Genomic DNA, 26,979 nt, shown 5'->3' with positions numbered 1-26,979 from the left:
GGCGCAGTCAGCCCCGGCGCAATTAGACCCTGGGCAGTCAGCCCCGGCGCAAAGCGCCTCGCAGCGTAACGGCCGCCAGCGTCAGCGCGGCGGCCGCGCACACCGTGACGAAACCGGCGACGGCGCTCTGCAGCCCGACCATCCCGGCCGCGAGCCCCAATCCGATCACCGGGAAGGCGCTGCCAAGGTACGTGATCACATAGACGGTGCTGATGATCTGGGCGTGCCGCGCGGCCTCCACCCGGCCGGCAACATCGTTGAACACGGTCCGGAAGGCCACGCCCTGCCCCACGCCGGCAGTGATACTGGCCAGAATCAGCAGCCACGGGCTGCTCCAGGCGGCGGCCGCGGCGATCAGCAGGACGGAGACGCCCAGGACGGCCAGGCCGGCGGACACGGCAAATCGTCCCCGGATGGCCAGCAGCTGGCTCAGGGCTGAGGACCCCAGCGTCAGCCCTGCCAGCAGGCCGATCAGCGGCCGCGAATCGGCGTGGACAATCTGGGCGAAATAGCCGGGCGCGAGCGAGAGGCAGAAGCCAAAAACGGTGAAGCTCAGGAAGCCCACGGACGACGCCAGCCAGAAGGCGCCGCGCGCGTCGCTGGAGACCGAGGGCCGCCGCGGTGCCAGGACCCGCAGGGTCTGGGGACCGGCGTGCAGGCTGATGGCGGGCCGCGCCTTGAGCAGGTACAGGGGCACCAGCACGGCGGCGAGGACGATGGAGTGCAGGTAGTACGGCGTCGACGTCGGGCCCGGCAGGAGGGACAGCATTCCGCCGATTGCGGGGCCGGCCGCCACCCCGCCGGCGGAGGCCAGGAGCGTGAACCGTGAGGCCCACTCCGGCCGGCTGGGCAGCAGCTCGCGCAGGGCAGCCGAGCTGGCCCCGGTGGCGAGCGCTACGGCGACGCCCTGCAGGGCGCGCCCGGCGGAGAGCGCCACGAGGTTGCCCGCGGTGGCGAAGACAAAGCCGCCGGCCAGGCCCACCAGCACTGCCAGTACGAGGGCGGCGCGGCGGCCGATGTGATCGGACCAGTGGCCGGCCAGGACGAGTGTGGCCACGAGGGCCAGGACGTAGGCCGAGAACGCCACCGTGACATCGAGCGCCGTGATTCCAAGTTTTGCCTGCAACAGCGGGTACAGCGGCGTCGCAAGATTCGCGCCGACCAGCAGCGTAAAGATCACAACCCCGGCCATCCCGAGCCGTGCGGTGGTGGAAGCGTCCCAGCCCCAGCGGTCAGCTGTGGCCGGGCGCATGCGGAGTTCGCTAAAGACTGTCATGGCCGTGCCCTTGCATGAAATCGGGCCGCATGCGTTCCCTGTGGGGAACACCGACGGCCCGGTCGAAAAGATTGGTACCTACAGAATGCAATACCAATGATCTGGATGTCCAAGTTCTGTGCCAAAATTGAGCAAAACAGTCATTCTCAGACTGCTCAAGTGAACCGGAGTGATGATTTGAACAGTCTGGACCCCACCGACCTGAAGATCCTGCTGGAGCTGATCCGGGATCCGCGGATCCAGATCGGCGAGCTCAGTGACGCCCTGGGCATCGCCCGGAACACCGCCCAGTCGCGCGTGCGGCGCATGCTGCGCTCCGGTGTGCTGCACGACGGCGGCCGTGAAATCGATCTGGAGGCGGTGGGGTACGACGTCGTCGCCTTCGTGACGATCGAGGTCAACCACCGGGAACTCGACGGCGTCGTGGGGGCCCTGCGGCTGATCGCCCAGGTTCTGGAAGTCCACGAGATCTCCGGGCGCGGCGACGTCTGGTGCCGGGTGGTGGCGACGGATACGCACAATCTCCAGGCGGCCCTCCGGTCGATCCTTCGGATCAAAGGCGTCATCCGCACCGAGACCGTCCTGGCGCTGCACACCCATATCCCGTACCGGACCGAGCCGCTGATCAGCCGGCTCGCCCAAGGCAACGCGCTCGCCCCCGGCCGGTCCGCGTCGCGGCGGGCCGGGTCCGCCGAATTCCAGGTGGACAAAGGATAATGTCCCGGTGACTATCATCGACAACGCCGTCTACGTTGACGGCATCCGCAGCGCCGAGCCGCGGAACCTCGAGCAGACTTTTGAGACCCTGACCGAGCACGGGGGCATGGCCTGGATCGGCCTGTACCGGCCGACCACTGAGGAAATGGCGGCCGTGGCGGCAGAATTCAACCTGCACGGGCTGGCGGTGGAGGACGCGATCTCTGCCCATCAGCGCCCCAAACTGGAACGCTACGACGACAATCTGTTCACTGTGCTCCGCCCCGCCAGATACCTGGACGAGACCGAAACCGTGGAGTTCGGCGAGCTCCACGTCTTCACGGGGCGCAACTTCGTGGTCACCGTCCGGCACGCCGAGACGAAAGTCGTGGGCCAGGTCAGGCGCCGGATGGAGGGCCGGCCCGATCTGCTGCGCCACGGGCCCGAGGCCGTCCTGTACGCGCTCATGGACCAGGTGGTGGATGACTACGGTCCCGTGGTAGCCGGGCTGGAAAACGACATCGACGAGATCGAGGACCAGCTCTTCAGCGGCGACCCCCTGGTGTCCCGGCGGATCTACGAGCTCGCCCGTGAAGTCATCCATTTCCAGCGCGCCATCCACCCGCTCCCGGCAATGATGCAACAGCTCCGCCGGGGCTTCGAGAAGTACCGGGTGGACATCGAACTGCAGCACAGCCTGCGCGACGTCGAGGACCACGTGGAGCGGCTGATTTCCCGCGCCGATTCGTTCCGTGACCTGCTGCAGAATGCGCTCACCCTGGACGGAACCCTGACCGCCAACCGCCAGAACGAGGCCAGCGCGGAACAAAACGAGCAGGTCAAGAAGATCTCGTCGTGGGCCGCGATCTTCTTCGCGCCGACATTTGTGGCCGGACTGTATGGCATGAACTTCGACAACATGCCGGAGCTGCACTGGACGCTTGGCTATCCGATGGCAATCACGCTCATGGCCGGCACGGCGGCGCTGATGTACGCCATCTTCAAGAAGAAAGGCTGGCTCTAGCCAGCGGCGCGGCGGTTCCGGACCTGGACCATGAGCCGTCGGAACGCCAGGACGAACACGACCTCGATCAGCACCATCAGCCCGAGCAGCAGCCACTTTCCGCTGCCGATGAAAACGATGGCCCCGGTGAGGACCAGAATGCTCCCCAGCGCCAGGGAGTAGACGGCAAATCCGAGGGCTACCCTGGCGCTGCGGACGCCCGTGCGGAAGCCGAAGCCCTGCGGTTTCCCACCGGGGTACCCGGCAACCCGGTCCGGACCGGCGGGCTGGAGCTTGTCGAACTCCTCCCACGGGTCGCGGTCCTGCTGCTGATTGGTCATGGTTCCATTATCCCGCGGGCCCGGAAACGCCGCGCCCCTGAGACCGAACCGTTGGACACTTTCGCGCTGAAACACTTTCGCGCTGAAATATTTTCGTGCCGTCACGACGACGGGGCCAGGACCAGTGGTCCGGGCCCCGTCATTGCATGCCGATTGGGCTACTTGCTGTGGCCGTGCCCGCCCGAGTCGCCGCGCTTGCTGTTCTTGGCGGCGTGATCGCTTTCAAGACCGGCCGGAGCGGCACGGTGCTCGGCGGCTTTGGCCTGGCTGGCCGCGCGGTGCTCGGCGGCCTTGGCCTGGCCGGCGGCGCGGTGTTCAGCGGCGTTGGCCTGGCCGGCCGCGCGGTGTTCAGCGGCGTTCTGGTGTGCCCATCCGCTGTTGCCGTTCGATGCGTGGGACGCGTCGGTTTCCGGCGCGTCGGCCGAATCCTTGGCATCGTCTTCGGCGGGCGCCGGGGCCGGAGCAGCGGGCGCCGGAGCCGGGGCAGCAGGCTCCTGAGCGTCCGCGACCTCTTCCGCGCCATGGTCGTCCGCGTTCTGGTCGTCCGCGACCTCTTCCGCGCCCTGATCGTCCGCGTTCCGATCGTCCGCCTCCTGGTCATCCGACTCAGCCGGATCGCCCGGTTCAGACGATTCAGCCGGATCGCCCGGTTCAGACGATTCAGACGATTCGTGATCGGCGGCTTCCTGGTCGCCCACTACCGGAGTCTCCGACCCGGCCGGCTCAGAGGTTTCGGTGCCGGTCGCCGTCATGGTTGACGTCGGGTCAGCCGGGAGATTGGTGGTCGCGGTGGCCGCCGCTGCGCCGGCGCCGCCAGTGACGACGACGGAGGCCACTACTACTGCCTTGCCTGTGGTGCCCAGAGCACTGAGCCAGCCGATGATTCCTGCCACGGGAGATTCCTTTCAAAGCGGATAAGAGACCGCTGCCGTCCCCCCGGTCGGCAGCCAGCGCCACACTACCGCTCGGAAACGACCACTTGTCCGCCCTTTAGCCGCTCAGGCCACATCCTGAGCCAATGTTGAGCAAACACTGAGCCTCGGGGCAATCACCACGTCATTAGGCCGCGCGTACGTCGACCTCGCCGGGTTCTGCCCCGTCAGTGCCGAAGACCAGCTGACGGGTGGCGATCTTCTCGGTGAAGAAGCGGTCGTGGCTGACCACGACGACCGCGCCGGGGAAGTGGAGCAGTGCCCGCTCCATCACCTGGGTACTGGACATGTCCAGGTGGTTGGTGGGCTCATCCAGCAGCAACACCGAGGCCCCGGACAGCAGGCACTGGGCCATGGCGACGCGGGCTTTCTGTCCGCCGGAGAGGTTCCCGATCTTCTGTTTGAGGTCGGCCTCGGAGAACTGGAACATGGCGAGGAACCTGTTGACGGACTTCTTCGTGGCGCTGAAGGCCAGGCTGTCCGGCAGCGCGTTCACCGCGTGCGAAACGGTGTCGGCGTCGTCGAGCTCCTCCAGCATTTTGTTGTAGGAAACAAAACCCGGCCCCTTCGCCCAGACCACTTCACCGGAATCCGCCGGTTCCTCCCCGGTCAGCACTTTCAGCAGCGTGGACTTGCCGCTGCCGTTGGAGCCCAGGACCACAATCCTGTTGCCGCGGCGGATCTCAAAGCTCAGGTCCTCGAACAGGACCTTGTCGCCATAGGACTTGCCCAGTCCTTCGACCCGGCAGAGGACATCCTTCACGTGCAGCCCTCCGTAGATCTCGGTGACGATCTGGTCCACGGGACGTGGTGTCCGCGCTTTCTTGATCTTGGCCAGCTGGTTCCCCAACCCGCGGCTGGCGGCCTTGGCGGCCTCCCGGCGGTCGGCGATGCCCTCCGCTTCAAAAGCCAGCAGCTCGGACTCATGGACGAACTGGGCCTCGAGCGTCTTGAGCCGGAACTGCTTCTGGACCACGTACTCGGCGAAGTTTCCGGGGTACTCGTGCAGGTGGAAGTTTTCCACCTCGATGATCCGGGTGACCACCGCGTCGAGGAACTTCCTGTCGTGCGAGACGATGATCGCGGCGCCGCGGTAGTCGCGGAACCAGTTTTCGAGCCATTCGACACCGGCCACGTCGAGGTAGTTGGTGGGTTCATCCAGCAGCAGGACGTCCGGGCCCTCCAACAGGATCTTGGCCAGGGCGGCGCGGTTGCGCCACCCGCCGGAGAGTTCGTCAATCGCGCACGTGCGGTGGGCGTCGCTGAACCCCAGAGTGGTCAGGACCGTGTCGATGCGCCGCTTGTAATCCCATCCGTCGAGGCGGTCCATGTCCTCGAACAGCTCGGCCTGGCGCCGGATCAGCCGGTCCAGCTCCGCCTCGGCGGGGTCAGCCGCAATGGCGGCGTCGATGGCTGCCAGCTCGGCCTCGGCAGCCTTGATCTCGACAAACAGTCCGTCAAGGACCGCAAGGATGGTTGCCTCGCCGTCGAGCTCGGAAAACTGGGAGAAGTACCCCACCCTGGTCCCCTGCTCCACGGTGACCGTTCCGGTGTCCGGGGAGACCTGGTCCAGGACGAGCTTGAGGATGGAGGTCTTCCCGGAGCCGTTCTTGCCGATCAGGCCCACCCGGTCCCCGGGCTCCAGACGGAAGAACGCCTCGCGGAGGATCTGTGTGTTGTCGAAGCGGACGCTGACGTCGTGCAGCCGGACCAGGCTCACTGCTGCGCGAGACGGTTGCGGACGATTTCGCTGACGGCCTTGCCGTCAAAACGTCCGGCCACCGTGGCGGTGACGGGCTTCATCACTGCCCCCAGCTGACGCATGGACAGCTCGACGCCGTCGGCCTTGAGCGCCGCGATGGCCTCGTCCACGATCGTCTCGACTTCCGCCGCGGTCAGTGGCTTGGGCAGGTAGGCCTCGATCACCTCGGCCTCGGCGATCTCGGCCGCGGCGCGCTCGGCTTCGCCGGCCTCGGTGTAGATGCGGGCCGTGTCGCGGCGCTTGGCGGCTTCCTTTTGCAGGAGTGCGGTCACCTGTGCGTCGTCCAGCACGATTGGCGTCTTGCCCGATTTCTCCCGGGTCTCGATCTCGCCCAGGACGTTGCGCACGGTGGTCAGGGCAACCTTGTTGCGGTCCTTCATGTGGCTCACGACGTCGGCGTGCAGGCGTTCTTTCAGGGTGGTCATAGTTCTCCTCGTGTTGTTAACAAGGCTAGCGGCAGAACCCGTTGGCCCCGATCGCCGAGATGATCCGCTGGGCGTCTTCGTCCGGGAGGGCGGGGACGTCCCCGCTGAACTCCGTCTTTGCGGCAGCGATGAGCTGGTCCGCCGTCGATTGCCCCAGCAGTCGGCCGCACAGGCGGCGGGCCTTGTCGATTGCCTGGTCGTCTGGCAGGCGGGGGTTGATCTTGGCCAGCGCGGCCAGGAGGGCTTCCTGCTGGGCCGGGTCAGGCTTGGGCAGCGACGCCGGCAGGCCCGCCGCAGGGGTCCCGGCGGACGGCTCGGGGCTCGGGGAGGCGGAGCAGGCCGCGGTCAGCAGAACAGACAGCAGGGCCAGGGCGATCGGGGTGGTGTTCTTCATCGGTGGTGGCCTTGTCTGCGCTGGATGTCTGTCTTGGATGCCTGCGCTGGATTCGGCTGCCTTGCCGCTGGATTGCACGATGGTCTTGCCGCGCGGATTGCTGCGCCGGCGCGGCCACGGCGCCGTTCACGCAGGTTCACACCATCTCATGAAAACTCTTTTTTGGCCCGCACCCGGGGTCGCCGGTAGTGCGACACGTTGCGGCTGTTCCAAATGTCGAGAGACTGGCGTAGCGTGACCTTCGTCACATCCGGTTGAGGATTGGTATCGGCCCGCTTCGCTTCGGAAGAAGGAATCCATGGATCGCCGGACTTTTCTCACTGCAATGCTGACTGCCTTGGCCACGACCGGGGCCAGTTCCGCTGCCACACGCCCTAGGCCGATTCCGGCCCTCTTCACACCGTCCCTTGCCCGTACGGCCATCGCTGCCTCCCGGGCTCTCAAAGGCGCAGCCCACGGCGGAGATGATGCGCTGGCTTTGAGACAAATCCGGAGTCTCAACGCCAACTGGTACTACTCCTGGGGATCCGCGTATACCGTCACGACCAGCCCGGCCTTTGTCCCGATGGTGTGGAGCGCGAATGCTCTGCTCAGAAAGGACGCCCTTGGCGACGTGGCCAGGCAACTTCCCCAGACGAGGACCAAACACCTCCTAGCTTTCAACGAGCCGGACCACCCAGGCCAGGCCAGTATGTCCGTCGATGAGGCCATCCGGTTGTGGCCCCACCTTCAATCCACCGGCCTGCGTCTGGGATCTCCGGCCACGGTCGATGTCAGGAGCCCGTGGCTGGACCATTTCATGGCCAGGGCGGGGCAGGCGAACCTCCGCATCGACTTCATGACGATGCATCACTACGGCTCGCCGAACCCAGAGAGTTTCCTCGCAAAAGTCTGGTACTTGCATCACAGGTATGGAAGGCCGGTCTGGGTTACCGAATTTGGGGTTGCGGACTGGCAGGCAACCCCGGCACGCCCCTCCCGGTACACGACCCGCGAGACCGCCTACTTCATGCAGGTTGCGGTCGCCGGCATGCGCCTGATGCCCTTCGTCGAACGGTTTGCGTGGAAAGCCAGAGATCCCAGTGACCCCGCCATGGGCCCGTCTGCGCTCTATCAAACGAACGGCCGGCTGACCTCACTCGGCCGGCTGTACGCTTCGTTGTGACCGAAGCGGACCTGCCGCTACTTGTCCGTGCTGTCCGGCTCATCCTTGCGGGTTGGCAACACGGGGAGCGCGTCGCCGACGGGCCGTTCCGCACCGCCCGAAGGAACATTCAGGACGGTTCTTCCGGCAACAGCTGTTGTTGAGCCGCCGCCGTCCAGGTTGATCGCCTGGACCATGCCCCGTGACGCTGCGACGTCCGCATCCCTCACTGTCCGGGCCGCGGCTTAGGCTGGTCGCATGCCGCCAACACCTGCCCCGTCTCCGGTTCCGGTTGAAGTCCTCCTCCACGCGGGTCCGGCCGAGTGGTGGCAGATCGTTGCCGCGCTTGCCCCTGTTGCTGTACTTGTAGCGGCAGCCGTGGGAGCGTTCATGGCCTGGCGGACTCTGCGCCAGAAGGCCGTCGCCGACGACCGGGCCGAGTGGTGGAAACGGACCCAATGGGCGCTGGACCGTGCCCTGGGCGAGGACGGGGACAGCAAAGCCCTGGGGTTGGCAGCGCTGGATGTGCTCGCCCGCAGCGAGTTGGCCCGCAACGAGGAGCTTGAGCTTCTGGACATCGCGTGGGAGTCCGTGTACGGGGCCGGTGAAAGCACAGGCAGCGGGCAGAACGTCGCTGCGCAAGTTACCGGCTCGGCGGCCCTCTCGCATCACCGGGTTCTGGTCGCCGGCGCCAGGCTGCGCGTCAGACTGGACGACCGGCTCGGCCGCACAACCCCTCCCGGCGCTGCGGCCCTGGCCAAGGAAGCGCCCTAGCCGCGGCTGGCCCTGCCTCCGAGTGGGAGCACCAGGATGACGGCCACGCAGACGCACCCGGCGCCGCAGAGGGGGCAGAGGTAGCCGGCTGCCTGTTGGTCGTCCGCCCAGAAGCAGGGGATCGTCGCCACCTGCGCAAAACCGGCCCGTTCCAGCATCCCCAGGGAAGAGTGCTCAGGATCGGCCGAGACCCAGGACGCGGACACGACATCGCGGCAGCCGCGGGCCTTCAGAAAGTCCAGGCTGGCCGCGAGCATGGTCGAGCCGACGCCCGTCCCCCTGGCTGCGGGCGCGACGACGATGGACTTCAGCTCCCCGACCCGACGCCCGCCCAGGCCGGCATCGACCCCGGTGAGACGCAGGCGGTCCTGCAGTACGGCGTGGGACGCTTGGTCCAGGACGCGGGCGGTTGCCGCGCCCAGGAGCCCGCCGTCCCGGCCGCGGGCGCGGAAGAGGACTTCACCGCCTTCGACTGTGAGTTGCGCCAGAGCCGACGGCTGGATGAAACCGAAGCCGAGGGATTCGTTGAGCAGCGCTGCGGTCTCGCGGGCCACGGCGGGCCCCGGTGGACCGACGTGCAAGGTGACGTTCGACGTCGGCCGGGTCCCGATCTCTGCGGCAGTCACTTTGCTCCTCGTCTTGCGGGCGTGAGCGTGCGCCCTGGCGTCGCCCTGGAGCATACATGGACGATCCGGCCGGAGGCCTACAGGCGAGCCGACCGGGGTCGTGTCGGATTACGAGTACGTCAGGCCAGCAGCATGTAAGGCCAGTGTGGAGCCGGGACGGGCTAGCCTGGCCTCCCGGACCACGCGGGCATGCGGCGGGCCCGGGAAAGCCGTTGGTCAGCGGACGAGGTACGCTCCGCTGGTCCGCGACACGGTGGTGTAGCCGAACCGTGAGCCGGTGACGCGGACGGTGAGCTTGGTGCCGTTGTCGGCGGTCCGGACCTTGTAGGTCGACTCTGTGGCTCCTGAGATCGGGACGCCGTTGCGCAGCCAGCGGTACGTGAAGGCGGTGCCCCAGGTCCAGGTGCCCCGCTTCACGGTCAGGACGTTCCCGGCCGTGACGGTGCCTGCAATCGTCGGTGTGGCCGACGTCAGGGGCAACCCCGCCACCCTCGACGAAGCGTTGAGCGTCTGGCCCTTGCCGCCCGAGACAGTCGGGTTCACGTTGATCGAGAGCTTCGTGCCGGCGTCGGCCTTCGTCAGGACGTAACTCCAGCCGTAGGCCCCGGCGATCGGGGCGCCGTCGCGCAGCCACATTACGTCCGAGGTGATCCCCGCCCGGTCATACCAGGGGTCGGGAGTCAAAGTCACCTTCGACCCGACGGTCAGGGTCCCGCTGATGGCCCGCGTCGACTCACGCACGGTCACGGGCTTGGGTGCGGTGACTTGTACCCAGGCGGTCTCGTAGCCGGGGGCGGACGCGGTCACGACGACGGTGAGGGTCTTGCCAACTTGGGGCGTGTCCGGGGTGAACGTCGGGCCGCTGGCCGGTTCCTTCCCGGCCGAGGAGAGCCAGTTGTAGGTGAATGTCAGCTTGTCGGCCGGTGCGGACCAGGTGCCGGCCGAAGCCTTCATCACAGAGCCGGTCACGGCGTCCCCGGTCACGACCGGCTTGGTGACGTTCGTCAGCTGCTTCAGCTCCCCGGCCGCCGGCACGGCGACCGGGTTGGAGTAGATGTGGGTGTCGTACCAAATGCCGGACTCCAGGACAAGGGTGTGGCCCTGGTCCTTGGCCGTGATCTTGTAGGTCAGCGCGGTGGCTCCGGAAATCGCGACGCCGTCGCGCAGCCACTGGTAGGTGTGCGGGCGCGGGCTGGAAGTCCAGGGAACATCATCAGCGGCGGTGAGGACGTCCCCCAGGCCGGTGCCGCCGGTGACCACGGCGCCGGGGGCTGGATCGAAGTCAGAAACCTTTCGCTGTTTAGAGGTCACGGTGGCCGGCTTGAACCCGGGCGCGTGACCCGTGACCCTGACGCTGAATAGCCCCGTTGAACGGCAGCCCCTCGGGTCGAACATTTCCGCGGTGGCACCCGGGATGGGCTTGCCGTCGCAGAACCACTGGAACTGCTCGTGGATGACCGGAGCGCCCTTAAAAGTCGCCCCACCGGACACGAGGCGGCTGGGCCTATCCGGGTGGGTGTTAAATGAATAGATACCAACATACCCCGCATACACGACAGACGCGACGGTGCCGCCGGCGTTCGTGACAGGGGCGGTTTTGGTGGACTGCAGGGTCGTCTTTGCATAGCTCGGCGCTGCCGCCGTGGTCTTGACCCGGATGCCCTTGCCGAGGTCCGCCGTGGTGAGCAGATACGTGGGGCCGGTGGCGCCCAGGACCGGCACATCGTTGCGCAGCCACTGATGCGTGAGCTTCGCGGCGGCGGGGTCCCAGTCACCGTCAACAACGGTCAGGGTGCTGCCGACCTGGAGGGCCCCGCTGATGCCGGGCTGCGTGCCGGCGACGGCACCGCCGTTGACCTGCACCGGGTACGGATGCCCGTCCGGCGCCGTGCAGAACCTGACTGAGTCGACCACCGGGCCGCAGGAGTCTGAGTTCGGAGTGGCCCACATTTCCTCATCGGCCTGCGCCGGAACGGCGAGGCCCGCAAGCGAGAGCGCAGCGAGTGCCCCGGCCATGCCGAGGCGGATGGTCTTCTTGTTCAATTTTCCCCCAGTCTTTGAGCCGGCTCCCGGCTCCCCCGTCGCCGAGCATAGTGCTTAGGCACCAGTTCCACAATGATTGCGCAGGTCAGGGGCCTGAAGCGATGTCGCAGCTCGCCACTGGTCACGGGTATGCGGTCAACGCAGCCGGAGTCCAGGACCAGCGCTGGGCCGGCTTCATGCAGGCGACCGCCTGCCCTGACTACGTCGCGTTTGGCCCTCAGCTCGCCATTGAATCGGGTTAATTCCAATGCGGTCGCTCGTGATGCTCGCCTGCACCGCCAGTCCGAATCAGTAGCCGTGGTTCAAAGCTGAGGTCGCCACCCTCCGGGCCGGCATGAAGGCCCCCCCCACCGGCCGGACGCCTGTCCTTGGCATGCGCTACGGGGAGCTGGCCGTTGCTGTCCGCGACGCTGGCGGCTCACTCTTCGGCTGGGTGGACGACGCCGACGCGCGCGCCACGGTGGAGCGGATCGGCGCAGCATACCTGGGCCTGATGAGCAGGATCGTCGCCCGGGCCGTTGCCTGAGCGGCACGTATTCGCTTGCTAGTAGAAGTGCAGCTCGTGGGCAGTGCCCGGCGCAGGGTGCACCACCCGCGCCTGGCCGAGCTCGAGCAGGACGTCATTGATGCTCGGCTGGCCCTCCAGCTGCGTGACCGGGAGCGGCCGCGGCATCTATTTTCATGCCCCGATCCTATGTGCGGGCAGTTGGCACTCCCCAGGCCACGCCGATGGTCGTCAGGTCGGCGGAGTCACCGGACGGATACCGACGGGAGGACAGTGAACTGGGCCTGGTCCTCGTCGAGGAACATACGCTGCGTCAGACTCACGGGACCACCGTGACTGACAGGCTACAAAGCGAGAATGCCCCAACCGCAAAGGCTCGGTCAAGGATGCTCCCGGATTAGCCGGCGGAATACACGCTGCTGGTCGTGGTGACGGTCTTGTAGCCGATCTTGGAACCGGTGACGCTGACGGTGAGCTTGGTGCCCCTGTCGGCGGTCCGGACCTTGTAGGTCGAATACCAGGCTCCCGAGATCGGGACGCCGTTGCGCAGCCAGCGGTATTTGAAGGACGAGTCCAAGGTCCAGGTGCCCCGCTTCACGGTCAGGACGTTCCCGGCCTTGACGGTGCCGGCGATCGTCGGCGTGGACGAAGTCAGGGTCCCGGCAGCCACCTTCGCCGAAGAGAAGGCCCCTTGGGTCTTCAAGATCCTGCCATTCAGCGTCGAGGTGACCCAGATGTCGATCTTCTTGCCCAAGTCGGCACCCACAGGCGTGTAGTGGCGGCCAGTGGCCCCGGAGATCGTCACGCCGTCGCGCAGCCATAGGTAGGATTCACGCACCACGTTCATTTCATTACGTGCCCAGAGGCCGGGGACGACGGTCAGGGCCTTCCCCACGGTCGGCGTGCCTTGGATGTAAGGCGGTCTGGTTTGGGCCGGGTCACGCAGGGTCACGGGCTTGGGTGCCGTGACCCGCACCTCGGCGGTGTCGTAGCCCGGGGCTGTGGCCGTCACGAGGACTGTGACGGTCGCACCGACCTCGGACACGCCTGGCGTGAACCTCGGGCCGCTGGCCAGCACCTTCCCGTCCGGGGAGAACCAGCTGTAGGTGACCGTCAGATTGCCGGTCGGTTCCGACCAGGTTCCGGCCGTAACCTTCATCACAGAGCCGGTGATGAAGGTCCCGGTAACGACCGGCTCGGTGACGTTCGACAGCGGCTTCAGCTCCACGTCCGCGGCCGCAGGCCCGGCTGGCGCCTTGGGGTAGGTCGTGACGGGCGGGGCAGGTTGGGATATGTCATCGGCATGGGCCGGGACAGCGAGGCCGGCCATCGAGAGCGCAGCGAATGCCCCGGCGATGCCGAGGCGGATGATCTTCTTGTTCAATTTTCCCCCAGTCTTTGAGCCGGATCCCCGGCCACTGTCGTTGATGGTAGCCCCCTGCCCGGAATAAGAACACTCCGAGGAAGGGCGTCCGGTGATGCCAGGATCCCTTGCCTCACGCCTGGGCAAGGCCTGCGATCAGCGGGCGAAGTACGCTCCGCTGGTCTGGGAGACTGTCGTGTAGCCGAGCCGAGAGCCGGTGACCCGGACGGTGATCCTCTTATCCCGGTCGGCGGTCCGGACCTTGTAAGTCGAATCCGTGGCTTCGGAGATCGGAACGCCGTTGCGCAACCAGCGGTACTTGAAGGCGGTGCCCCAGGTCCAGGTGCCCCGCTTCAGGGTCACCACATTCCCCACCTTGGTGGTGCCGGCGATCGTCGGCGTGGCCGAAACCAGGACCGCCGCGGCCACTTTCGCCGTGGCATCGGTCGTCTGGGTCTTCAGGATCCTGCCGCCCAGGGTGGAGGTGACCTTGACTGAGATTTTCTTGCCGAAGTCTGCTCCCACCAGGGTGTAGTCGCGGCCTGTGGCGCCGGCGATCGGGGTACCGTCACGCAGCCACTGGCGGGTCTCGGTCAGCCCCAGGGCATAGCCGGACCACGATCCCGCGGAGACGGTGAGCTTCTGCCTCACGGTCGCGGTGCCGCGGATAGCGGGGGCTTTGGTCTGGGTCGGGTCAGGTGCGGTCACGGGTTTGGGCGCGGTGACCTTTGCCCAGGCGGTTTCGTAGCCGGGAGCCGTGGCGGTCGCTATAAGCGTGACGGTCGCCCCGAGCTGGGTCATGTTTGGGGTGAACGTCGGGCCGGTGGCTGAGACCTTCCCGTCTGGGGACTGCCAGTAGTAGGTGACGGTCAGTTTGTTGGCTGGCTCGGACCAGGTGCCGGCCGTTACGGTCATCGGAGTGCCTGCCACGCCGGTTCCGGTCAGGACCGGTTTGGTGACGTTCGTCAGCGGCTTCAGCTCAACGTCCGGGACCGACGGCACCTCAGCAACCGGAACAACCACCGCGTTGGAGTATGCATCGAATGTGTCCGTGTCGGTGAACAGGACCAGGGTGTGCCCCTGGTCCTCGGCGGTTATCGTGTAGGTCAGATCGGTGGCGCCAGGGATTGCCGCACCGTCACGCAGCCACTGATAGACGTGCGCGTAGTCCGTCTCGCCCCGGCCGTTGAAGTCGATCCAGGGAACGTCATCAACTCCGGTGAGGACATCCCCGAGCCCGGTGCTCCCCGTGACCACGGCACCGGGTGTCGGGTTCCAGGGTGAGATGGCTACCCCGGCGGAGGTCAGGGTGGCCGGATCGTAGCCCGCGGCGTAACCGGTAATTCTGACGCTGAACAGGGCTTTCCCCTCGCCGGTCGTGTTGAACGATGCCGCGGTGCCGCCAGGGATGGCCGTACCGTCCCGGAGCCACTGGTAACGGAACCTGATGCCCGGGGCACCAGCCCAGATGCCGGGGGCGGCGTCCAGGATGGGGTTGGGCGCGTCCGTGTCGCTGTCGCGCCGGCTGACCCCTACGGTCGCCGGCGCCTTGACCGACGGAACGGCGCCGGCGGCGCTCGTGACAGCCGCGGTCTTGAGGGACCACATGGTTGTCGTGGCATAGCCCGGTGCCGTCGCTGTGGTCTTGACTCGGACGTACTTGCCGATGTCCGCCCTGGTGGGCGTGTAATTGGTGCCCGCAGCGCCGAGGATGGGAACGTCGTTGCGCACCCACTGGTGCGTGAGCCTCGCGTCCGAGGGGTCCCAGGCGCCGTCAAAAACGCTCAGGGTGTTACCTACCAACAGGGCTCCGTCGACAGTGGGCCGGGGGCCGGAGGCCGCGCTGTTGAGCAGCACGGGATACCGCGTCCCGTCCGGCGACGTGCAGATCTTGACCGAATCAACGATGGGACCGCAAGACGCTTCGGTTGCGGCGTGCGTCGGAACGGCAAACCCGGCCAGGGACAGGGCGATGAGTGCCCCGGCGGCTCCGAGACGGATGGTCTTCGTGTTCAATTTTCCCCCAGTCTTTTAGCCGGCTCCCCGGCCCCATAGCAGATCGTAGTGCCTATCGGCCCGATGACGCGATGATTGAGCACTGAATGACAGCGGCGATCTCCAGCCGTCCGCGAATGCAGCGTCGGCACCGAGGCCGCCGGTGTCCACGCCGACCAGACAGCCGGCACCACAAGACCGGGAAGACCAGCCGGGTCGGCACCCGCAACGCCCAGCTGTGCGCCGTCCTCCACCACGGGTACAGCTAGCCCGGCCTCTCCGTCCCCGCCGGCAAGTAGCACCGACGTGTCAGCGGACGGCGTAGGCGCCACTCGTTTTGGTGACCGTGGTGTAGCCGAGGCGCGAGCCGGTAACCCGGACCGTGATCCTGGTCCCCTTGTCGGCGGTCCGGACTTTGTAGGTCGAATCTGTGGCCCCGGGAATCGGGACGCCGTTGCGGAGCCAGTGGTACGTGAAGGCAGTGCCCCAGGTCCAGGTGCCGCGCTTGACGGTCAGGACGTTGCCGGGCTTCAGGGTGCCGGAAATCGTCGGGGTGGCCGCAACCAGGGGCGCAGTGGCCACTTTCGTCGGGGTGTTGATCGTCTGGGTCGTCAGGATCTTGCCTTCGATCGTGGAGGTGACCTTGACGGAGATCTTGCTCTTGTCGCCGGAGCGGCACCGGCCCAGGCGCTAGCCTACGATTCCATCATCACCGGAAAGGTCGTCGGGCCGGACGGAAAACCCGTCCCGAGCCTCTTCGTGGCCCCTTTCACCGACGCCGACCAGCCCTACGCTTCGTCAAATCAGGACATGGCCCTGCCATGGACGAAATCATCTAAGGCCTGGGTTGGCAGCGCGCCAACAAGAGTTCTTCAGCGTGCCGTCGCTAGGGTGGCTCCATGCTGACACTGACGATTGGCGGTCTTACGGTCTCCTACGATGTGGCCGAACGTTGGGCTAGGGAATACCTCGTCGAAAATCCCGAACGGTCAGGCTACCCGGCGTATGATTCCTATCCGGGCCTGTCGTTCCGGCATCGTCGGGGTACAAACGCTGCCGTATGCTCACGCCTTCCCCTGTCCACATCCGCGGCTTGCTCAGCGTTGGAAATCCTAAGAGATCGTGCTGGTCCTCACTACACTGAGCGCATGACACAGAAATGTATAGCCCCGGCTGAGCAAGGTTCTGAAGCAAAGTGTTATCAAAGTATTTATTCGAGCACTCAAAGGTTCAAAAACCCTTTAGATCTGTGGAGCTAAGGAGATTCGAACTCCTGACCTCTTCGATGCGAACGAAGCGCTCTACCAACTGAGCTATAGCCCCGAAGCAACGCCGGTCCTGACGGAACGGCGTTGCCGGTGTCCCTAGGCTACAAACTATCTGCGCTGTTTTCCAGCCAGCCCCGGAAAGTCTCGGTGCCGTGTCGCGCCTCCGGCACCAGGTTCAACCCCTCGCGCAGGTAGCGGCCCATCGCGCCGGGCAGTGGTAAGCGCACGAGTTGACCCTTTGCGCGAGTGGCCCGCTGCCATTCCCGGGCAAAGTCGACCATGTCTTTGGATTCGGGGCCGCCGAGGTTCAGTACCCGGTGCCGCGGGCCCGCGGCTGGAACGGACGCCGGCTCAAGGGCGGTCTCCAGCAGAACCGCGGCTGCGTCGGCCGGCGATACCGGCTGGAACCGGGCACCTCTGACCACGGGGATGATCCGCAGCTTTGAGCCGGCGTCGAACATCATCGCGAGCAACGAGTGGAACTGGGTGGCCCGGACCACCACGGTCTCGAGTCCGGACAGCTCGTAGGCGTGTTCTTTGGCAGCTTTCGACCGGTAGAAGGAGGAGTTGCTGCGATCGCAGTTCACGATGGACAGCATGACGGCTCTGGCCGTTCCCGCGTCCTGTGCAGCGGCCAGAAGCCGCGCACCGCCGTCGGCGAAGTTCTTGCGCGCCTTCCCGGCGCGCCCTTCCAGGCAATCGATCACGACGTCGGCGCCGGCCAGGGCGGCCGCTATCCCCTCTCCCGTCGTGACGTCCCCGCGGAAGTATTCCGCGCCCGGGATGTTACCGGCGGCGCCGGCCCCCGGCGGGTTGCGGCTGAGGACGGCCACGGCGTGCCCGGCGTCGACGGCCAGGCGCACCACTACTCGGCCCACTTGCCCGGTTCCACCGGCAACGCAGATCCTTGTCATGACCCGAGGCTACCGCAGCGAAGCCCACCGGCGACGCTGCGGGGACATGAAAAACCCCGGGCCGCCATCGCTGGCTGCCCGGGGTAATCTCCGGAAGGACGGGTCGGATCAGGCGCGGCGCCGCTGGAGGACATCATCCAGGTTGCTCAAGGCGCTCTGGGCCTTGCTGAGCTGCTTAGTCTCAGAATCGTCGGCGGTCTGCGGATCGGACGCCGCCGGTCGCGCCGAGGCCTGCTTGAGAGACGGTTTCCCTACGGCCTTCGGCGCCTCGGGAAGGTCAAGGGGCATTGGGGCTGCACGTTCGGCCTTCGGGGCTTCGACGTAGGTGGGCTTGGGAACCTCGACGGGCTCCCAGCTCGTGCCCTCCGCTACTGCACCCGCGTCGGCTGCCATGGCCGCCGAGGCATCCCCAGAGGCGACGGCTTCAGCGAGGGCGGCCTGGCGGAGTTCCAGTGCGGTCAGCGGCTTCGGCGCGGGCTCGGGCGTGTCGCGGCCCGCTTCGGCGTCGAAGAGCGGGCTTTCCGGCCGGGCAGCGGGACGTCCGTCGGGAAGGGAGGGGGTCTGTTCGGGCACCGACGGCCGCGCAGGGGTGCGTTCCGGGCTGCCCATGGCTGCACGGAATGCAGCGTTCATCTTCCGCCGGCGATCGCGGACGGCAAGACGACGAAGCAGCGCCACTGCGGCGAAGGCGCCCAGGAGGGCGGTCACCGGCAGCCAGCCTGAACCGATGCCGAAAAGCCGAAGGGCTCCGGACACCACTGCCGTGAGGAGAGCCAGGAGCCCGGCTACCGCCAGCACCAGCCGCGCCCAACGAATCCGGAATGCCGGGGAGCCCGACGCAGCAATCGGATTCACCCGAGGGGTCGCCGCTTTGCCCGCCCCAGTCCCAGGTGTGCCGCCGGCCGGGTCTGCGCGCTGTGTGCTGATCATGGGTTTCTCCTGCTGCGCCGCCATTTTCATAACCTTCCCCGCATGTGGATCTGCTGGTTCCATGTCAATGACATCCGCCAGGAAGTCGCCTGCAGGCTGCAGCTGGTGGCGTCCGTTCCGGAGAACGTAAGGCGCCACCCACACGATCCAGAGCGCAACAGCAATGACAAGGATCACAGAGCTGCTAAGAGGGAAGTCCACACTCAAAACCGTATGAGGTATATGGGGTGCTGCCCCGCATTGTCAGGGGTGTGTCGCGCGCGCAGCGGCGACTGGCCGGCGTCGGGGCGTCGTGGCTGGTCAGGCGGCTCTCATGGGCCTCAGGACTGGCGGGTTCTCAGCCACCGCGCGAGGAGGCCTTCCGGCACTTCCTCAGCCGTGAGCGCGAACGTCCGGTGGTCTGCCCATTCACCGTTGATGTGCAGGAACCTGGGCCGGAATCCCTCATCACGAAACCCGAGTTTTTCCACCACGCGCAGGCTCGGCGCGTTCTCCGGCCTGATGTTGATCTCCATGCGGTGCAGGCCAAGGGCGCCGAAGCAATAGTCGGTCGCCATGGCCACGGCGGTCGGGGCGATCCCCCGGCCGGCCCGTTCCTTGTCGACCCAATAGCCAAGCGTCGCCATCATGGCCGACCCCCAGACAATCGAGGACACCGTCAGCTGCCCCACGATCACCGGCGCCTGATGGTCTGGTGTCCATTCCGCGATGACGAACGGCAGGGCCGTGGCCTGCGCGGCCTGGGCCTTGAGCGAGCGCACCATCTGCCGGTAGTCCGGCAGGCCGCCGCCGGGGACCGGGTTCGATGCCTCCCAGGGGGCCAGCCACTCGCAGTTGCGGGACCTGAGCGCTGTCCACTCCTTGCGGTCCCGGTACCGGATCGGGCGCAACACGATTTCGCCGCTCTCCAAGGTCACCGGCCAGGTGAAGCTGCCCCCCACGGGAGTTATTTGGCGAGGCTGGGGGCCAGGCTGGACGCGAAGCCGGGCAGCCATTCGCGCAGGCCCGGGCCGAGGTCCTCACTGTCGCAGGCGAGCTGGACACAGGCCTTGAGGTAGCTGAGCTTGTCGCCGGTGTCGTAGCGGCGGCCGCGGAAGATGACGCCGTACACGCCGTAGCCCTCGCCGGTGCCGGCCGAGAGTTCCTGCAGGGCGTCCGTGAGCTGGATTTCCCCGCCGCGGCCGGGCGCGGTGCGCTCCAGCACTTCAAAGACGGCCGGGTGCAACACGTAGCGGCCAATCACGGCCAGGTTGGACGGGGCGTCCGCGACATCGGGCTTCTCCACGAGCTGGTTGATGCGGACGTAGTCCTCACCGCCGATTGCCTCGACGTCCGCGCAGCCGTAGGCACTGATCTGGGACGGGTCCACCTCGATCAGAGCGACCACTGACCCGCCGGTCTTGGCCTGGACCTCGATCATGGTGCTGAGGAGCTCATCGCGGGCGTCAATGAGGTCATCTCCAAGGAGGACGGCGAACGGCTCATGCCCGACGTGCTGCTTGGCCCGGAGGACGGCGTGGCCGAGGCCCATGGGATCGCCCTGGCGGACGTAGTGGATGTCACCGAGGTTGCTGGCGGCCTGGATGGATTCGAGCTTCGCAGTGTCACCCTTCGCCTCCAGGGTGGACTCCAGCGCGGGGACGCGGTCGAAGTGGTCCTCCAACGCCCGCTTGTTGCGGCCAGTGATCATCAGGATGTCGTTCAGGCCGACATTCACGGCCTCCTCGACGACGTACTGGATGGCCGGCTTGTCAACGACAGGCAGCATTTCCTTGGGCATGGCCTTTGTGGCCGGGAGAAACCTGGTACCAAGGCCCGCGGCGGGGATAACGGCCTTGCGGACGGAAGCGATGGGTGTATTCACACGACTAATCTAACGGAGGGACCAATCATTGCGTAATCATTATGCGAACCGCCTGCCGGGCCCCCCGGTGCAGCGCGGCCGCAAAAGGCAGAGGACGGGCCAAGATGGCGTCAAAAGAGGAAATTCGCTCCAGCCACAGGGCGGCGCGTTCCGCACTCCCGCTGGCCGCACAGGACACCGCCGCGGCGGGCATCGCCAGCCACGGGCTCGCTTGGGCCTCCGGGCTTGGCCGCGGCCGCCAGGGCACCTTCGCGGCGTACCTCGGGGTGGGTGCCGAACCGCCCACATTGCCACTGCTGACTGCCCTGGTCGAGGCCGGGCACCGGGTGCTGCTGCCCGTTTGCGAACCCGACATCGAGCTCAGCTGGGTGTACTGGACTCCCCAGTCCGGGTTTGTCCGCAGCCGGTACGCGCCCATCCAGGAGCCTGTCGGAGAGCGCCACGGAACCGAAGTCATGCGGGACGCCACCGCAATCTTCCTGCCGGCCACCGCGGTGGATTTCTCGGGCAACCGAATCGGGCAAGGCGGCGGCTACTACGACAAGTTCCTTGCCGCCCTGGCTGCCATGTCCTCCGCATCCGACGGGGCGGACGCCGGGGCGGCCGACCCTGCGGCCGACGCTGTCGCGTTGCCGACTGCCGCCGTCGTCTATGACACGGAGGTGCTGCCCGCAGGCAGCATCCCCGCGGAGTCGTTCGACCGGAAAGTCGACACGGCGCTGACCCCGGGCGGGATCGTCCGGCTCGGCCGATCCCGGCCCGCCTGATCCGGGACCCCGCCAAGGTGATAGAATTGGCACTCAGGCCCTGCGACTGCTAAGGACGGAACAGGTCGATAGACATATCGGCGGTGATCCGGACTCCGCAGTACGGGACCTGCTCGATTGCCCCTGAGGAGGATTTCCAGTGCCCACGTATGCATACGCCTGCAAGGACTGCAGCCACGCCTTCGAGATCGTGCAGTCGTTCAGCGACAACTCCTTGACGTCCTGCCCCGAGTGCCAGGGCACGCTGCGCAAGAAGTTCAACAGCGTCGGCGTAGTGTTCAAGGGCTCCGGCTTCTACCGGACCGATTCGCGCGACGCCAAGGGCAGCACGGTTTCCCCGGCTCCTGCAGCTCCCGCGGCCAGCCCCGCGCCCGCCGCAGCGGCCAGCTAAGGTACCTGCCGGATTGGCGCCGGCCGCCGGCTGGGCTCCGGCCGGCTGATTCTGGGCACTGCCTGAATCCCTGTCCGCTGTTGCCGTTGCCGCTGTTGCCGTTGTCCACATAGGACGTTCCGCGGCTGCCGCCGCTCTGCGCGGATCCGTAGCGTGGCGGCATGGAACTTTTCCTCACCGCGGTTTCCCCGCCTTCGTTCAAGACGGCTGCCCCGGCGGCGCCTGTGCCGTCTTCCACGCCTTTGTTCAGGCCTTTCCGCGCCGCAATGCCTGAAGCTGGCCCCGGCCGCTGGTCCCGTACCGGTATCCGTCCAACGAGCCTTCCTGCCGCCACGTTTTCCGCCGCAGGCCTTCCGTTCCGGAGCCGGATCGGTCCCGTGAAACCCCGCCGGCGTCCGCCCCGCGGCCGTCCGTCGTGGCGCCGCCTGCGCGGCTGGCTGAATCGGAACCGGCGGCTTATCGCGGCCCTCCTGTTCTGCATCCCCGCCGGACTGACAGTTCAGCAACTGGCTCCAGCGCCCACTGACACTGTCGCAGCCTTCGCCGCCGCGGCCGATCTGCCCGCTGGAAAGTCCCTGGAACCCGGCGATCTCAGTAGGATCAGCGTGCCACCCGGCCTTATTCCTGCGGGCAGCCCCGGCAGCGAGACCGCGTTCGAGGGAAAACAGCTGGCCGCACCGTTGCGCCAGGGCCAGCTCCTCACCGACGCCCAGATCCTGGGACCGGGCCTGCTCGCCGGAAGCCCGCGAGGCTCTGCGGCCGTGCCGCTGAGGATGGCAGATCCGGCCTCCATCCAGCTGGTCTCCCCCGGGCAGCTCGTCAACGTGGTGCTCACTGCCGGCAACGGCATGGAACAACCCGGCGAAAGCCAAATCCTGGCCGAAGCCGTACCAGTGCTCTGGACGTCGACGCAGGGCGGCAAAGCCGGCTCCTGGCCCGCCACTGCGGAGACTGACGGGCTGGTGGTGGTGGCAGCGACGGCCGACCAGGCCCGCAGGCTGGCGGGCGCGTCTACCCAGGGCAAATTGTTTTTCGTGCTTGTGGCGTCACCGCCGGGCTAGCCGTCCAGCCAGCAGGGCGTTTCCGCCGGGCCAGTGGCCCGGGCCGTAGGCTCCGACGCGGGCCGCGCCCGCAGGCTCTGGGCTGCGGGCGCGGCCCGTCAGCCCCAGTGCGGCGGCTTCTGTTCCTGGAGCCAGGCGTCGTGATCGTAATTATCAGGCTGGTCACCCCAGCGCCGGGGGTCGTCTTCCGCCGCCTTGTTCGGCAGCACACCCTCCGGAACGGTGGCCTGTGCGTCCGAACGGCGCGACGTCTCCTTCGCGGCCTCCTGGTCCGGCCCGTCGCCGGTCGATTCCCCGGTCGATTCGCCGGCCTTCGACCCTGCGGTGTCGGCCGCGGCCCCCGTCGACTCACCGGTCTTCGGCCCCGCGGTGTCGGCCGCGGCGCCCGCCGCGCCGGCTTCGCGGGCGCCGGTGGCGCCGGCGTCGTTCGTGTTGCCGGCGTCGTTCGTGTTGCCGGTCTTGCCGGTGTTGCCAGTGATGCCGTCTGCACTCATGCCGCCGGCCTCCTTACTGCCTGTATTGCCTGTCATTGCTGATGCTGGTGCCTGCCGGCGGAATTCTTGGCCGGCAGTTTCATGGCCGCGGAACACCTGTCCCGAGGGTTCGGCCGCCACGTGGTACTCGGCGGCCCGCGCCTCGTCGATCGCCAGGTGTTCGATGCCGTCGTCGAAGAACCCGTGCGATGTCCGCAGCCGGCTGGACACGGCGGGCTTCTCCAACCCGAGGTAGCCGCCAATCCGGTCGGCGCAGGCCGAGGGGTCGGTGAAGACCTCTATGGTCCACAGGGGCATGTACCGCCAGCCAAGCCGCTCCAGGAGCTGCGGCCGGAGCCTGCTCCGTTCGCGGACGCTCATTCGCCGGTAGTGGCTGGTACCGTCCGACTCGATCGCCACCGGACGGGGAATCTCCGCATCGTCCTGGCCGATCGTGGTCATCGGATCGGCGGCCGCCACCATGTTCAGGACGCCGTCGTACTGGTGCCACACACGTGCCCCGCGGGCCCGGAGCCGGTCACCCAGGTCGGCCACGAGCGGATCGGCGCCGAGCGCCTGCTCGCTGGCCGCGGCCCGGGAGGCGGGGCTGCCAAGATCCGTGTTGCCCGCGATCTCACGGTCCAGGAGCTCGTAGAAGTCCACGGCGCCGTGGCTGAGGCGGCTGACATCAAGGTCTTCGGGCCGGAAGCAGCTGAGCACGTGCAGGGACCGGCGGGCACGCGTCATCGCCAGGGCGAATTTTGCTCGGCCACCTTCGGCGGAAAGCGGCCCGAGGCTGTGGAGGGTGCGCCCATGCGGGGTACGGCCATAGCCCGGGGAAAAAATGACGTGGTCGCGGACCAGGCCCTGGGCCCGTTCCAGATCCACTACGCGGAAGGACTCATCCCCCGCAGTGAAGAAGCTGCCCAGCATGGGGTAGTTGGGCAGTTGCGCCCTGATGGCCTCGCCGATCCGGGCGGCATGGCGAAGGCTGCCGGTCACCACGGCCAGCGACGTCCGGGGGCGGAGCCGGGCGTGCTCGAAGACCAGCTCCACCGCGCGGTTGACCTCGGCAACAACCGATTCGACGCCGTCGTGGTCAGCGCTGGGCAGCCCCGTGCCGTCGGGGAGGTACTCCACGCTGAGGGTACGGTCCAGCCCTGTGGCGGATTGGCCCTCCGGGAGGCGGGTGAGTTCCCCGCCGTAAAAACCCTTGCTGAGCTGGCGCACCAGGTCTTCATCGACCGCACGGTACACGGTCCTCAGGTTCCAGACCGGAAGCACGGCAGAGAGTGCCCGGTACGAGCTCTCAACGCTTTGGTAGGAGCTCTCCCCCGCGGCGAGCCGTTCGACGCCCACGGTAAAGGTCCGGGGGCTGGCGATCTGTTCGTCGCCGAAGGCGATGACCTGCCGGGACCGGGCGATCGCCGGGAGGACGGCCTGCAACGAGGTCGTCTCGGCGTCGAGGATCACGACGGCATCGAAGGTCTGCTCGATCGGCAGCAGGCCCGTCATGAGGTAGGGGCTGACGGACCACACCGGTACCAGGGTGGGCAGCAGCTCCTGCGCCTGGCCGCTCAGGGCTGCCAGGGTCACCCGGCCGTCCTTCAGCAGGCTGCGCAACAGCTCGGCCTGGCGGGGGTACGCCGCGATGGCAGCGCGCCAGCGCTCAGACAGGTTCCAGCGCAGCCGGGCAGCGCCGCTGGCGATATGGGCGTTGTCCGCGAGACGGTACTCCGCCTCAAGCTGGCGCAGGGCGTCGCCGTCGGACATGGCGAGGTAGTCATCGCCGCTGATCATGGCCTCCAGGGCCGACTGCCACCAGGCCAGCTCGAGTTCGGCGGTCACCGAACCCTCCGGGACCTCGCGCTCGGCAAGGTCGGCGAGAAGCTCGCCCAGGCCATGCTCTCGCATGCTTTCGACGAGCAGCGTGCGCTCCGGAAGGGTTTCAAGGGTCGCGGTGTCGGCGACGAGCCGCCGCACCCGGGGCAGGAGTTCGTCGTAGGGTGCGCGGTCCAAGTCGCCGCCGGCGGCGGTGTGCTTGACAGCCAGGCCCAGTTCAGCCAGTTCCGCTGCGAGCTCCCGGTAAAGGCCGCTGATTTCAGCCAGCCCGGACGGCACGGCCGGGTGCCGCTGCGTGGTCGCGTAGCCGGACCAGGCGGCGCGCTGTTCCTGCACGAGGACCAGGGAGCTGTGCAGGTCCGCGATGTGCACGCCGGGCCGGACGTACTCCTTGGCCACCCTGCGCAGGCGTGAGCGCTGCATGGACGGCATTTCGATCCCGCGTTCCCTGCGCCAGGCAGAGGACGCGGTGGCCGAGATCAGGTCGTGGACGGGCCGGTCAAAGATGTCGGGAGTGAACTTGTCCAGACTTTCGCGGACGGCCACGAGAAGTTCGATCTGCTCGCCCCATTCGGCGAAGGTCCGGCCGAGCCGGATCTCTGCGTGTTCCGCCACGGCATCCATGCGCCCGCGCAGCAACGGCAGTTTTTCCGCAACGGACTGGGCAACGCCCTGCGCTTCCTGCGTCTCCTTGCGGGTCAGCAGGCGCGCGCCGTGCCAGGGGCTGGTGGTCGACGCCCGGCTGAAGCTGCCGAGCTCGGCGGCGCGGCGGAGCCGGCCTGCGAGCTCCTCGCGGTCCCGGATATTGTCCAGCACGCTGCGCTTGAGCCGGACGGTCGTCGCCGGTGCCGGCTGGATGGAGGTCAGCTCTGCAAGGGACTGCATGGCCTCATACGGCGAGCAACCCCAGCGCGCCCGGACGTTGTGCAGGGAGGCTACGTGGTCCATGAGGGCGTGGCGGTGGCCGGTCAGGGTGGCGTGCAGGTTGCTCAGTTGCGGCTGCAGCGACTTCTCGTTGCGGACGATCGCCCGGACCAGCTGGCCCTTCAGCTGCAGCGGGCTGGCGCTGCCCGTCAGCTGCAAGAGGACCGAATCCAGGCCGAGGCCATCCAGCTGCCCGGAGATCTCGGCGAGGCTGGCCCGCCTGTCGCCAACCACCAGGACGGACTTGCCCTCGTCCACCAGGGCGCCGATGGTGTTGATGACTGTCTGGGTCTGGCCCGTGCCCGGCGGGCTGCTGACCACCAGCGAGTCGCCCGCCCGGACGGCGTCGACCACATACTGCTGGTCCGTGTCGGCGTCGAGCAGCAGAAGCTCGTCGGCGGGGTCACGGTCGTCCGTGCTGGGGAAGCGGCCGGGTTCCAGAGCAGGCACGTCGACCAGTTCGCCGGAACCGGACCGGGCCAGCGCGGTGACCAGGGGGTTGTTCTGGTTGATCCACGGATCATCGAGGTTGCCGGAGAGGTCGGCGAAGGTGGAGACGAGCAGGTTGTGTTCGACCTCCGCGCCGTGAATCGGCTGGACCAGGGTGCCCAGGCGGTCCAGAACGGGCTGCGGGTCGTAACGGGCCGTGCTGTACGCCATCCGCGTCACCGCGTTGACGTCGAAAACGATCCCGTGGACGGTCTTGAGGTGCCGGACCAGCGCCGGGTTGATCTGCGCCTGTTCGGTGAGCTGCAACTCATAGTCGTCCTCGCCGGGGCGCACCGTGAGGGATATGGCGGTGAGCATGACCGGGGCCGAGATCCGTTGCGGCTTACCGCCGACGGCGGACGTCCAGACGACCGTGCCGGCGGAGAAATACCCCGCGTCGATGCCGCGGTCATTGGCGAGTTCGAAAATCTTGGAGCGCAGGTTTCGTGATGCCCTGGCCGCGACAACGAATTGCTGGCGGTCGCGGATCAGGGTCGAGAGCCGGGTACGCCGCCCTGCCATCAGCTGGGCGAGCCCCGAGGGATGGGCATGAGTCAGGTCAATTGAGCCTTCGGGCGTCTTGGTGAAGCGCAGCATGGTATCTGCACCGGTGACGGGCTTGAGCCCCGACAGCCATTTCCTGAACTCCTCGGAGCCCTCGGGGTGGCCTTGACCAACTGACACTGCTGCCTTCTTTTCTGTGCTCGACTTCTCTGTGCCGGACCGCGGCGGGCTCGACTCTGGCGGGTTCGTCGTATCAACGCTCGTCTGTGTTGC

26 protein-coding genes and 1 tRNA gene are annotated in these 26,979 nt (G+C 67.2%); 8 read left to right on the top strand and 19 right to left on the bottom strand.

Going from position 1 to position 26,979, the window contains the following annotated elements:
• Window positions 1-37: 37 nt before the first annotated feature.
• Window positions 38-1,276 carry an MFS transporter gene (locus tag AC1DDH_RS15225; RefSeq protein WP_476955750.1) on the bottom strand — a complete coding sequence of 413 codons (1,239 nt, stop codon included), beginning with the start codon at window positions 1,274-1,276 and terminating at the stop codon, window positions 38-40.
• A 177-nt stretch (window positions 1,277-1,453) separates the two neighbouring features.
• Here AC1DDH_RS15225 and AC1DDH_RS15220 point away from each other — a divergent pair, with 177 nt between their 5' ends.
• Both AC1DDH_RS15220 and corA read left to right on the top strand, forming a co-directional pair.
• On the top strand, window positions 1,454-1,993 hold the full coding sequence (locus AC1DDH_RS15220; protein WP_476850369.1) for an Lrp/AsnC family transcriptional regulator: 540 nt from the start codon (window positions 1,454-1,456) through the stop codon (window positions 1,991-1,993).
• Between the two features lie 7 nt (window positions 1,994-2,000).
• Window positions 2,001-2,996, top strand: coding sequence for a magnesium/cobalt transporter CorA (corA, locus tag AC1DDH_RS15215; protein ID WP_230009012.1), 996 nt, complete (start codon window positions 2,001-2,003; stop codon window positions 2,994-2,996).
• Here corA and AC1DDH_RS15210 read toward each other — a convergent pair.
• The 5 genes from AC1DDH_RS15210 to AC1DDH_RS15190 form a co-directional block, all read right to left on the bottom strand.
• The gene (locus AC1DDH_RS15210) at window positions 2,993-3,316 is read right to left on the bottom strand and encodes a hypothetical protein (protein WP_476850318.1); all 324 of its coding nucleotides are present in this window, start codon (window positions 3,314-3,316) and stop codon (window positions 2,993-2,995) included. The two genes, corA and AC1DDH_RS15210, sit on opposite strands and share 4 nt — an antisense overlap.
• A gap of 158 nt (window positions 3,317-3,474) precedes the next feature.
• A complete protein-coding gene (locus tag AC1DDH_RS15205; RefSeq protein ID WP_476955749.1) occupies window positions 3,475-4,209 on the bottom strand; it encodes a hypothetical protein in 735 nt (244 codons plus the stop codon).
• Between the two features lie 166 nt (window positions 4,210-4,375).
• Window positions 4,376-5,968 (bottom strand): ABC-F family ATP-binding cassette domain-containing protein, encoded by a 1,593-nt coding sequence (locus AC1DDH_RS15200; RefSeq protein WP_476850316.1) that lies wholly within the window; start codon window positions 5,966-5,968, stop codon window positions 4,376-4,378.
• A complete protein-coding gene (locus tag AC1DDH_RS15195; RefSeq protein ID WP_018773763.1) occupies window positions 5,965-6,435 on the bottom strand; it encodes a GatB/YqeY domain-containing protein in 471 nt (156 codons plus the stop codon). Before AC1DDH_RS15195 ends, AC1DDH_RS15200 begins: the two co-directional genes overlap by 4 nt.
• A gap of 25 nt (window positions 6,436-6,460) precedes the next feature.
• Window positions 6,461-6,829, bottom strand: coding sequence for a hypothetical protein (locus AC1DDH_RS15190; protein ID WP_476850315.1), 369 nt, complete (start codon window positions 6,827-6,829; stop codon window positions 6,461-6,463).
• Between the two features lie 298 nt (window positions 6,830-7,127).
• Between AC1DDH_RS15190 and AC1DDH_RS15185 the strand changes: the two genes are divergently transcribed.
• Complete coding sequence (locus tag AC1DDH_RS15185; protein ID WP_476955748.1) at window positions 7,128-7,994, top strand: glycosyl hydrolase; 867 nt, start codon at window positions 7,128-7,130, stop codon at window positions 7,992-7,994.
• A gap of 17 nt (window positions 7,995-8,011) precedes the next feature.
• On the opposite strand, the gene AC1DDH_RS15180 is transcribed toward AC1DDH_RS15185, so the two are convergent.
• Window positions 8,012-8,203: a phosphodiester glycosidase family protein gene (locus tag AC1DDH_RS15180; RefSeq protein WP_476855744.1), complete on the bottom strand. Its 192-nt coding sequence runs from the start codon at window positions 8,201-8,203 to the stop codon at window positions 8,012-8,014.
• Between the two features lie 28 nt (window positions 8,204-8,231).
• On the opposite strand from AC1DDH_RS15180, the gene AC1DDH_RS15175 reads away from it, so the two are divergent.
• Window positions 8,232-8,747: a hypothetical protein gene (locus tag AC1DDH_RS15175; protein ID WP_476955747.1), complete on the top strand. Its 516-nt coding sequence runs from the start codon at window positions 8,232-8,234 to the stop codon at window positions 8,745-8,747.
• Here the strand turns inward: AC1DDH_RS15175 and AC1DDH_RS15170 are convergent.
• Together AC1DDH_RS15170 and AC1DDH_RS15165 are read right to left on the bottom strand one after the other, a co-directional pair.
• Window positions 8,744-9,373 carry a GNAT family N-acetyltransferase gene (locus tag AC1DDH_RS15170; RefSeq protein ID WP_476955746.1) on the bottom strand — a complete coding sequence of 210 codons (630 nt, stop codon included), beginning with the start codon at window positions 9,371-9,373 and terminating at the stop codon, window positions 8,744-8,746. The two genes, AC1DDH_RS15175 and AC1DDH_RS15170, sit on opposite strands and share 4 nt — an antisense overlap.
• Before the next feature lie 216 nt (window positions 9,374-9,589).
• Window positions 9,590-11,416, bottom strand: coding sequence for a hypothetical protein (locus AC1DDH_RS15165; RefSeq protein ID WP_476955745.1), 1,827 nt, complete (start codon window positions 11,414-11,416; stop codon window positions 9,590-9,592).
• 334 nt (window positions 11,417-11,750) lie between these two features.
• Here AC1DDH_RS15165 and AC1DDH_RS15160 point away from each other — a divergent pair, with 334 nt between their 5' ends.
• Complete coding sequence (locus AC1DDH_RS15160) at window positions 11,751-11,942, top strand: hypothetical protein (protein ID WP_476955744.1); 192 nt, start codon at window positions 11,751-11,753, stop codon at window positions 11,940-11,942.
• Window positions 11,943-11,960: 18 nt separating this feature from the next.
• On the opposite strand, the gene AC1DDH_RS15155 is transcribed toward AC1DDH_RS15160, so the two are convergent.
• The 9 genes from AC1DDH_RS15155 to galU all read right to left on the bottom strand — a co-directional run bounded on the left by AC1DDH_RS15155 (window position 11,961) and on the right by galU (window position 20,255).
• Entirely contained in the window at window positions 11,961-12,089 is a 129-nt protein-coding gene (locus AC1DDH_RS15155; protein ID WP_476955743.1) for a hypothetical protein, read from the bottom strand.
• Window positions 12,090-12,318: 229 nt separating this feature from the next.
• Window positions 12,319-13,305: a hypothetical protein gene (locus AC1DDH_RS15150; protein ID WP_476858947.1), complete on the bottom strand. Its 987-nt coding sequence runs from the start codon at window positions 13,303-13,305 to the stop codon at window positions 12,319-12,321.
• Between the two features lie 135 nt (window positions 13,306-13,440).
• Complete coding sequence (locus tag AC1DDH_RS15145; protein ID WP_476955742.1) at window positions 13,441-15,300, bottom strand: hypothetical protein; 1,860 nt, start codon at window positions 15,298-15,300, stop codon at window positions 13,441-13,443.
• 288 nt (window positions 15,301-15,588) lie between these two features.
• Window positions 15,589-15,861 carry a hypothetical protein gene (locus tag AC1DDH_RS15140; RefSeq protein WP_476955741.1) on the bottom strand — a complete coding sequence of 91 codons (273 nt, stop codon included), beginning with the start codon at window positions 15,859-15,861 and terminating at the stop codon, window positions 15,589-15,591.
• A 668-nt stretch (window positions 15,862-16,529) separates the two neighbouring features.
• Window positions 16,530-16,602, bottom strand: a tRNA-Ala gene (locus AC1DDH_RS15135).
• 46 nt (window positions 16,603-16,648) lie between these two features.
• Entirely contained in the window at window positions 16,649-17,461 is an 813-nt protein-coding gene (locus AC1DDH_RS15130; RefSeq protein WP_476955740.1) for an SDR family oxidoreductase, read from the bottom strand.
• A gap of 108 nt (window positions 17,462-17,569) precedes the next feature.
• Window positions 17,570-18,568: a hypothetical protein gene (locus tag AC1DDH_RS15125; RefSeq protein WP_476887744.1), complete on the bottom strand. Its 999-nt coding sequence runs from the start codon at window positions 18,566-18,568 to the stop codon at window positions 17,570-17,572.
• 143 nt (window positions 18,569-18,711) lie between these two features.
• A complete protein-coding gene (locus AC1DDH_RS15120; RefSeq protein WP_476955739.1) occupies window positions 18,712-19,332 on the bottom strand; it encodes a GNAT family N-acetyltransferase in 621 nt (206 codons plus the stop codon).
• A gap of 5 nt (window positions 19,333-19,337) precedes the next feature.
• Window positions 19,338-20,255, bottom strand: coding sequence for a UTP--glucose-1-phosphate uridylyltransferase GalU (gene galU, locus AC1DDH_RS15115; protein ID WP_476855733.1), 918 nt, complete (start codon window positions 20,253-20,255; stop codon window positions 19,338-19,340).
• A gap of 104 nt (window positions 20,256-20,359) precedes the next feature.
• Here galU and AC1DDH_RS15110 point away from each other — a divergent pair, with 104 nt between their 5' ends.
• The 3 genes from AC1DDH_RS15110 (at window position 20,360) to AC1DDH_RS15100 (ending at window position 22,474) form a co-directional block, all read left to right on the top strand.
• On the top strand, window positions 20,360-21,022 hold the full coding sequence (locus tag AC1DDH_RS15110; protein WP_476955738.1) for a 5-formyltetrahydrofolate cyclo-ligase: 663 nt from the start codon (window positions 20,360-20,362) through the stop codon (window positions 21,020-21,022).
• Window positions 21,023-21,161: 139 nt separating this feature from the next.
• Window positions 21,162-21,413 carry an FmdB family zinc ribbon protein gene (locus tag AC1DDH_RS15105; protein WP_476955737.1) on the top strand — a complete coding sequence of 84 codons (252 nt, stop codon included), beginning with the start codon at window positions 21,162-21,164 and terminating at the stop codon, window positions 21,411-21,413.
• 161 nt (window positions 21,414-21,574) lie between these two features.
• A complete protein-coding gene (locus AC1DDH_RS15100) occupies window positions 21,575-22,474 on the top strand; it encodes an RcpC/CpaB family pilus assembly protein (protein ID WP_476955736.1) in 900 nt (299 codons plus the stop codon).
• A gap of 98 nt (window positions 22,475-22,572) precedes the next feature.
• Here AC1DDH_RS15100 and AC1DDH_RS15095 read toward each other — a convergent pair whose 3' ends face one another.
• A complete protein-coding gene (locus AC1DDH_RS15095; protein WP_476955735.1) occupies window positions 22,573-26,886 on the bottom strand; it encodes an AAA family ATPase in 4,314 nt (1,437 codons plus the stop codon).
• Window positions 26,887-26,979: the final 93 nt, after the last annotated feature.

This window comes from Arthrobacter sp. 10T425, assembly GCF_056393985.1.
This window is presented reverse-complemented; position numbering and strand designations above follow the sequence as displayed.

Coding starts and splice junctions, on each gene's coding strand:
- AC1DDH_RS15225 (WP_476955750.1), bottom strand. CDS start 1,276: ATGACAGTCTTTAGCGAACTCCGCATGCGCCCGGCCACAGCTGACCGC.
- AC1DDH_RS15210 (WP_476850318.1), bottom strand. CDS start 3,316: ATGACCAATCAGCAGCAGGACCGCGACCCGTGGGAGGAGTTCGACAAG.
- AC1DDH_RS15195 (WP_018773763.1), bottom strand. CDS start 6,435: ATGACCACCCTGAAAGAACGCCTGCACGCCGACGTCGTGAGCCACATG.
- AC1DDH_RS15190 (WP_476850315.1), bottom strand. CDS start 6,829: ATGAAGAACACCACCCCGATCGCCCTGGCCCTGCTGTCTGTTCTGCTG.
- AC1DDH_RS15185 (WP_476955748.1), top strand. CDS start 7,128: ATGGATCGCCGGACTTTTCTCACTGCAATGCTGACTGCCTTGGCCACG.
- AC1DDH_RS15175 (WP_476955747.1), top strand. CDS start 8,232: ATGCCGCCAACACCTGCCCCGTCTCCGGTTCCGGTTGAAGTCCTCCTC.
- AC1DDH_RS15160 (WP_476955744.1), top strand. CDS start 11,751: ATGAAGGCCCCCCCCACCGGCCGGACGCCTGTCCTTGGCATGCGCTAC.
- AC1DDH_RS15155 (WP_476955743.1), bottom strand. CDS start 12,089: ATGCCGCGGCCGCTCCCGGTCACGCAGCTGGAGGGCCAGCCGAGCATC.
- AC1DDH_RS15130 (WP_476955740.1), bottom strand. CDS start 17,461: ATGACAAGGATCTGCGTTGCCGGTGGAACCGGGCAAGTGGGCCGAGTA.
- AC1DDH_RS15110 (WP_476955738.1), top strand. CDS start 20,360: ATGGCGTCAAAAGAGGAAATTCGCTCCAGCCACAGGGCGGCGCGTTCC.
- AC1DDH_RS15100 (WP_476955736.1), top strand. CDS start 21,575: ATGGAACTTTTCCTCACCGCGGTTTCCCCGCCTTCGTTCAAGACGGCT.